This window comes from Ferruginibacter sp. (assembly GCF_031430955.1).
Classification (GTDB): domain Bacteria; phylum Bacteroidota; class Bacteroidia; order Chitinophagales; family Chitinophagaceae; genus Ferruginibacter.
Map to the genome: position 1 here is coordinate 1 of NZ_JANPCM010000142.1, position 6114 is coordinate 6114.

The following is a 6114-nucleotide window of genomic DNA, read 5'->3' on the forward strand; positions in this document are numbered from 1 at the left end:
GTATTGGGTGGATTGAACCATAAATTTCTTTACCTTGAAGATTAAATGCTAACACTAAATAATTGGTTATTGCCCACCTGGTTACTGCTTGCTTTATTTTGTTTACATGCAAGCCCTGTTTTGTGCCAAACAAAGAACAGCAATTACGTTTTAAATATCCACCGTTCATCTTCAGCAATTACCATTGATGGTATAATGAATGAAGATGGCTGGCAGGAGGCAGAAAAAACAGGCAATTTTAAAAGGGTATTACCTATGGATACCGGGTTTGCCAGCGTACTGACAGAAGTAAGGATGACATATGATAATGAAAACCTCTATCTTATGGCCACCTGCTATCATGGCAAAACTAAATACATGGTGGAGTCTATGCGGCGTGATTTTAACTTTGGAAAGAATGATAATTTTCTTCTTTTTATGGATCCATTTAATGATATGACCAATGGTTTTTCATTTGGCTCCAATGCCGCAGGTGCACAATGGGATGGCACAATGTATGACGGTGGAAAAGTAGATTTAAGCTGGGATAATAAATGGGTTTCGGTAGTAAAGCATTATGCAGATAAATGGATATTTGAAGCAGCAATACCATTTAAATCGATACGTTATAAAAAAGGTATAAAAAATTGGGGCATTAATTTCAGCCGGCTGGATATAAGCGTTGCTGAAAAATCAAGCTGGGCACCGGTACCCAGGCAATTTCCAACAGCATCACTGGCTTACACCGGTATATTAGTGTGGGATGAACCGCCACCAGATGCCGGCTCTAACATTTCTATTATACCTTATGTGCTGGGGAGTATTTCAAAAGATTATCAAAACAATAAAGCTGCCGGTTACAAAAAAGATATTGGCGGCGATGTAAAGATTGCTGTTACATCATCTGTTAATCTTGATCTTACTGTGAACCCCGATTTCTCCCAGGTGGAAGTGGATAAACAGGTTACCAACCTTGACAGGTTTGAACTTTTCTTCCCTGAAAAAAGACAATTCTTTTTAGAAAATGCCGACCTGTTTGCAAACTTTGGTTATTCAACCATCCGCCCTTTCTTTTCACGGCGTATAGGCCTTGGCGTTCCTATACATTTTGGCGCAAGGGTAAGCGGCCGATTGAATAAAGACTGGCGGGTTGGAGTGATGAACATGCAAACAGGCAAATTAAAAGAGACTGGTTTGCCTGTTCAAAATTTTACAGCCATCGCCATACAAAGACGTGTATTCGTAAGATCGAATATTGGATTTATTTTCGTTAACAAACAATCTGTTAACTATACACCGGGCAAAGACAGTACAAAGCCTGTTTATTCTTTATACAACCGCAATATCGGCTTAGAATATAACCTTGCATCTGCAAATAATTTATTTACCGGAAAAGCAATATTGCTCAAAGCCTTTACCCCGGCAGCCGGCGGCAATGATTGGGTACATGCTGCAAACCTTCAATATACCAGCCGTAAATGGATAGTACTATGGCAACATGAGTATGTTGGAAAAAAATATACTGCCGAAACGGGTTATGTTCCCCGTAATAATTACATACGCATCAATCCGCAAATAAACCGGTTATTTTTTCCTAAAAAAGGTGCATTGGTAAGCCATGGCCCCAGAATAAGTTCTTCTTATTATTTTAGTGAAGCGTTGCATCAAACAGATAATGAATCGTTCCTTGCCTACAATTTTAATTTCCGGGATCAGAGAATTGCAAATGTATGGGTGGCACATGATTATGTACAACTGCTGAAGCCCTTCGATCCTACCAATTCGGGTAAGGATTCTCTTTTATTGAGTACAAAACACCGCTGGAATGCTTTTGGTACCGATTATTTTTCACGGCCGCAGCAATTATTTACTTATTCTTTTTCCAGCAGGTACGGTGGTTATTATGCCAACGGAAAACGGCTCAACCTTTCAGGCGAAATTGGCTATCGTTTTCAACCTTATGTAAGTATTAATATAAGTGCCGGTTATAATCTGCTTAACCTGCCGCTGCCATGGGGTAAAACATCTTTCTGGCTGGTAGGCCCACGCATTGATGTAACTATGACAAATAAAATATTCTTCACCGCTTTTATGCAATACAATGAGCAGTTAAAAAACATAAACCTTAATACAAGGTTCCAATGGCGCTTTCGCCCTGCTTCTGATCTGTTCCTGGTATATTCCGATAATTATTTTCCTGCACCCTTCTCTATCAGAAGCCGTGCGCTGGTTCTAAAATTTAATTATTGGTGGAATATTTAATCCTATCAAATCCTATTATTCCTGACACACCCAAACGACGGCGAAGTAATATTGACGCTGCCATTATTTTATGTAAATTTGAATAACAATACATTTATAATGACAGAGATTTTAATTGATAAAAAGAAATACGTTTTAATTCCTGAAAAAAACTACCAGAAATTAATAAAAAAAGCGGCATTAAAAACTAAACCCGAAAAAACATTTTCTGTTGAAGAAGCCCGTACACACAGCAAAAAAATGATTAGAAAATGGGCCGCCGCAAAATAATTGTAAAACAAACTGCTGCCGATAATATTGCCGCCATTGCCTGGTTTATCGAATCAAAAGGCATGATTGCAACTGCTGATAAATTTACAGATGATGTGTATGATGCATTCTTAAAACTTGCTGATGAAAGAAAATCATTTTCAATTTGCAGAGAGCCTGAAAGAGCAGCCTTAGGGTACAAATGTATCCCTTACAAAAAGAAATATACAATTGTACTAATTGAATCTGATAAAGAAGTAATCATTTGTGAATTTATTTCCTCCAAACTTATTTACTGGTAAATGCAGTATGGCTGTGGCGAAATAAAAATATCACCCCTAAGCCGTTGTTGGTATAGAAGCAGGGATAATGAGCCATGGCTTACCAACAACATTATAGCAAAGGATGTAACTAATTTGTTACCGATGGCTATATTGTTTTCGCAGCAACAAGCTGTGTTGTTGGTACGCTTACGCACAATTGCAAATGCTGCATACCAACGGCGTTGCGGCGGGCTTCGTTCTACCAACAAAGGCTAAAAGGCTAAGTGGGCTTCGGGATACCAACGAAGGCCAAGATTAATACTAAAAAAATATTTTTTTTCTGAACTCTTTAATTATAGCAGTCCAAAACGCTGCTTTCTCTTCTTCATTGTAACTTTTGATTCGGCCTTGAAGTCTTAATTTATTATCCAATGAAACTATCTTACCTCTTTGTGCTGCTTGATATTTTCCTAAAACTGATCCCTCCCAATCGCAAGCCTTTATTATAATAGGTATAATTATTTTATTTTGTTGAATCGCTTTGGTAACCTCAATTTTCCTTATATAATCTGTATTTAGAAACTTTACACTAACTAAACAAATCATAATATCACATTCATCAATCTGCTTTTTAATTTCCGTATTCCATTCTTTACCGAATTCTATCTCCCTGCAATCAAAACTGATTAGGCCTTCTTCTTTCAGTGTTACTAAATGATCTTGAAAATCTTCTAAATAATTTTCATCAAATTTGGAATAAGAAACAAAAACTTTTACTGCCTTTATTTTCTTTAAAGAAGCATCCATTTCGTTAAGTCTGTTGTTTTTTGGAAGTCCTACATTATGCAATAATTTATCTATGAATAGATATTCTCTACCTTCATTGCAATACACAGTTGGACTTTCTTCTAACTCAGACCATCGTAAAAGATCGCTTAATGTAAATAATGTTGGTTTTATGTTGTCAATACATTTCAAACATGTACATGGAACAATTATTTCAGGTTGAACACCTTTGTATTCGTCGGTTATTTCTTTTAAAGCATGTTTTGTTATAGAAACAAGATCTCTAGCGTTCTTACCCTTTGCTTTTATAAATATTTTCCTATTGTAAAAATCTTCTTCTATTTGACAAAGTGCTGACTTATCTTCATTAACCAAATTAACTGCGTTGTTCCAAACTTCATCATCCGCTACAATATACCTACTTAACTCAGCACTTAATTGATTTGTGATTCCTTTCGGCATAAAATCGAATTTATATTCGAGTCTCAAATAAGGTTCAATATTTTTCCAACGATTCGAATCGGGCATAGATATCAATCTTGCAGGAATAATGTAATCGGATTTTTTATGTTTTTTGGGAAAAGCAATCTTAAAAAAATGCAACATTTTTTTAAGAATTACTTGCTTTCCAACATATGAGGAGTCTTTCCATAAACGTTTAAAATCGATTGCAGTAATCGTGCCTCTTCGTTGTGGTTTCTGAATTTCTTCATCATCGATAATCTTATAAACTGCATTCATTGCCCATTGTGGTTGCAATATTACCCAATCCTTTAGATCTTCATTTTCAGAATACCAAAGCATTACCCCTATTGAATGAAAAAATTTAGCGCAATCTTCGACATCAATTGCTTTTTTAAATGCAATAGGATCTGATTTTTCGCAGATTTTCTTAAATTCTTCGAATGTAATACAGGCTGAATTTTTTGGTTGTTTTGAAATCTTTTCTCGTAATGGAATCCAAGATTTTGGAACGCCTTTACCATAATGAGGTAATTTTTCAATTTGATTTATAATTTCTTTTTTTATTTTAGCTAATCCTTCATTTTTCTTTAAAAGATTTAACTCAGTATACGGTAGAATTTGAGATTTTATAATATTAAAATTACTATTGCCAATATAATAGTTTAAGTCATTCCATGTAACCCTATTCCCATCATGACAGGTTTGGCCTAATAATATGGGGCTTTTTCCTCCAAACTGATATATTGTTGGTATCCAATAATCAAAATTATGGTTAGTTTGCCTAGTAGATGCAAGTAGAACAAAGACTGAATCTTCGGTTAAAAAAAAACGGTGGACTGGATAATATACATCCTGACCACCGAAGTCCCAAATATGAGCAATTTGTTTTTTCCCTTTTATAGTTTTGAATGTCCAATCAATGATCTTTATACCACGAGTTCTCTTGTCTTCTTTTGGTAATATACCATTGGATTTAATCAATCGAATTTGTAGAGAAGTTTTTCCTGAACTACCCTCTCCAACAAGCGTTAATTTAGCCTCATAAATATAATCTAATCCCTCTTTAGATATTTTTGCGAAGTATCTCGCAATACTTGCTTTCCCCTGCTTAACGGTTGCAACCGAAGGGCTAATTAAAGGATTTTGAAAAAAGGTAATTGATTTGTTATTCCATCCAAATTCATCCCAAGTAATTTTCATATCAAAAGTGGTAATCCACGGAGGAAGATATTTTATAGGATTATTTTGTAATTGAAGTATTTCAAGATTTTTTAAATCCTTTAAAGAATCAATATCACTAATTTCATTTGATTTAAGAGATAATTTTGTCAAAGATGTTAGCTGTTTTAGAGGAGTAATATTAGATATAAGATTATCTTGTAGATCTAATCTTTTTAGGGTTTTCAAATATTTTATTGGGTCAATTTCCCTCACACCATTATCTCCTAGACTTAATGATTTTAACTGGGGGAGGTATTCTAAAACAGAGATGTCTTTTATTTTATTATCAAGCAACCAAAGCACTTCTAGTTTTTTCAAATCTTTCAGAGGCCAGATATCCTGAATTTTATTTTGCCCTAAATTGATAGTTTTTAAATTTGATAATTTTCGTAAATCAGGTAATGCCCCTACTCTATTTCCTAAAACAATCAAGACCTCCAATTTATCTAATTTATTAATTGGAGAAAGATCTGTAATCTGATTATTATTTATATCTAGCATTACAATTTTTAAGAGTTTACTTAAAAAAGTTATGTCTTTCAATTTTACACCATTCAAATAAAGTTTTTCTAGAGACATAAATTCTGATAACTTTTCAAAATTGATAATAGGATTGTTGCCTAAATTTAAATTTTTAAGTGTCTTAAAAGTATCCTGATAAAAAATATATTCTATCAAATTGTTACTTAGATTCAAATGCTGCAATTTAATTAGCTTTTGAATTGGCTTCATATCCGATAACTTGTTCCCAGTTAAATCCAAATGAACAAGATTTGGTAATTCACTAATAGATTCAATGTTTTCTAATAATGAATAGTTTATAACTAATTTTTTTAAACCCTTCATTTTTTTCAAAAAGGGTATGATGATATCTATATTGGGAATTTTT

Annotated in this window: 5 protein-coding genes; 4 read left to right on the top strand and 1 reads right to left on the bottom strand. The window is 34.0% G+C overall.

Annotation, left to right across the window (positions count from 1 at the left end):
• The first annotated feature begins 45 nt into the window (after positions 1-45).
• The 4 genes from ACY65O_RS03930 (at position 46) to ACY65O_RS03945 (ending at position 3029) form a co-directional block, all read left to right on the top strand.
• On the top strand, positions 46-2241 hold the full coding sequence (locus ACY65O_RS03930; RefSeq protein WP_462219544.1) for a DUF5916 domain-containing protein: 2196 nt from the start codon (positions 46-48) through the stop codon (positions 2239-2241).
• Between the two features lie 99 nt (positions 2242-2340).
• Complete coding sequence (locus ACY65O_RS03935) at positions 2341-2511, top strand: hypothetical protein (RefSeq protein ID WP_462219545.1); 171 nt, start codon at positions 2341-2343, stop codon at positions 2509-2511.
• Positions 2493-2792 (top strand): type II toxin-antitoxin system RelE/ParE family toxin, encoded by a 300-nt coding sequence (locus ACY65O_RS03940; RefSeq protein WP_462219546.1) that lies wholly within the window; start codon positions 2493-2495, stop codon positions 2790-2792. The genes ACY65O_RS03935 and ACY65O_RS03940 overlap by 19 nt, the downstream gene beginning before the upstream one ends.
• Complete coding sequence (locus ACY65O_RS03945) at positions 2793-3029, top strand: hypothetical protein (RefSeq protein WP_462219547.1); 237 nt, start codon at positions 2793-2795, stop codon at positions 3027-3029.
• A 45-nt stretch (positions 3030-3074) separates the two neighbouring features.
• On the opposite strand, the gene ACY65O_RS03950 is transcribed toward ACY65O_RS03945, so the two are convergent.
• Entirely contained in the window at positions 3075-6071 is a 2997-nt protein-coding gene (locus ACY65O_RS03950; RefSeq protein ID WP_462219548.1) for a leucine-rich repeat domain-containing protein, read from the bottom strand.
• Positions 6072-6114: the final 43 nt, after the last annotated feature.

What these genes read in the sequence shown, in the direction of transcription:
- ACY65O_RS03930 (WP_462219544.1), top strand. Translation starts at nt 46, where the DNA reads ATGCTAACACTAAATAATTGGTTATTGCCCACCTGGTTACTGCTTGCT.
- ACY65O_RS03935 (WP_462219545.1), top strand. Translation starts at nt 2,341, where the DNA reads ATGACAGAGATTTTAATTGATAAAAAGAAATACGTTTTAATTCCTGAA.
- ACY65O_RS03940 (WP_462219546.1), top strand. Translation starts at nt 2,493, where the DNA reads ATGGGCCGCCGCAAAATAATTGTAAAACAAACTGCTGCCGATAATATT.
- ACY65O_RS03945 (WP_462219547.1), top strand. Translation starts at nt 2,793, where the DNA reads ATGCAGTATGGCTGTGGCGAAATAAAAATATCACCCCTAAGCCGTTGT.
- ACY65O_RS03950 (WP_462219548.1), bottom strand. Translation starts at nt 6,071, where the DNA reads ATGAAGGGTTTAAAAAAATTAGTTATAAACTATTCATTATTAGAAAAC.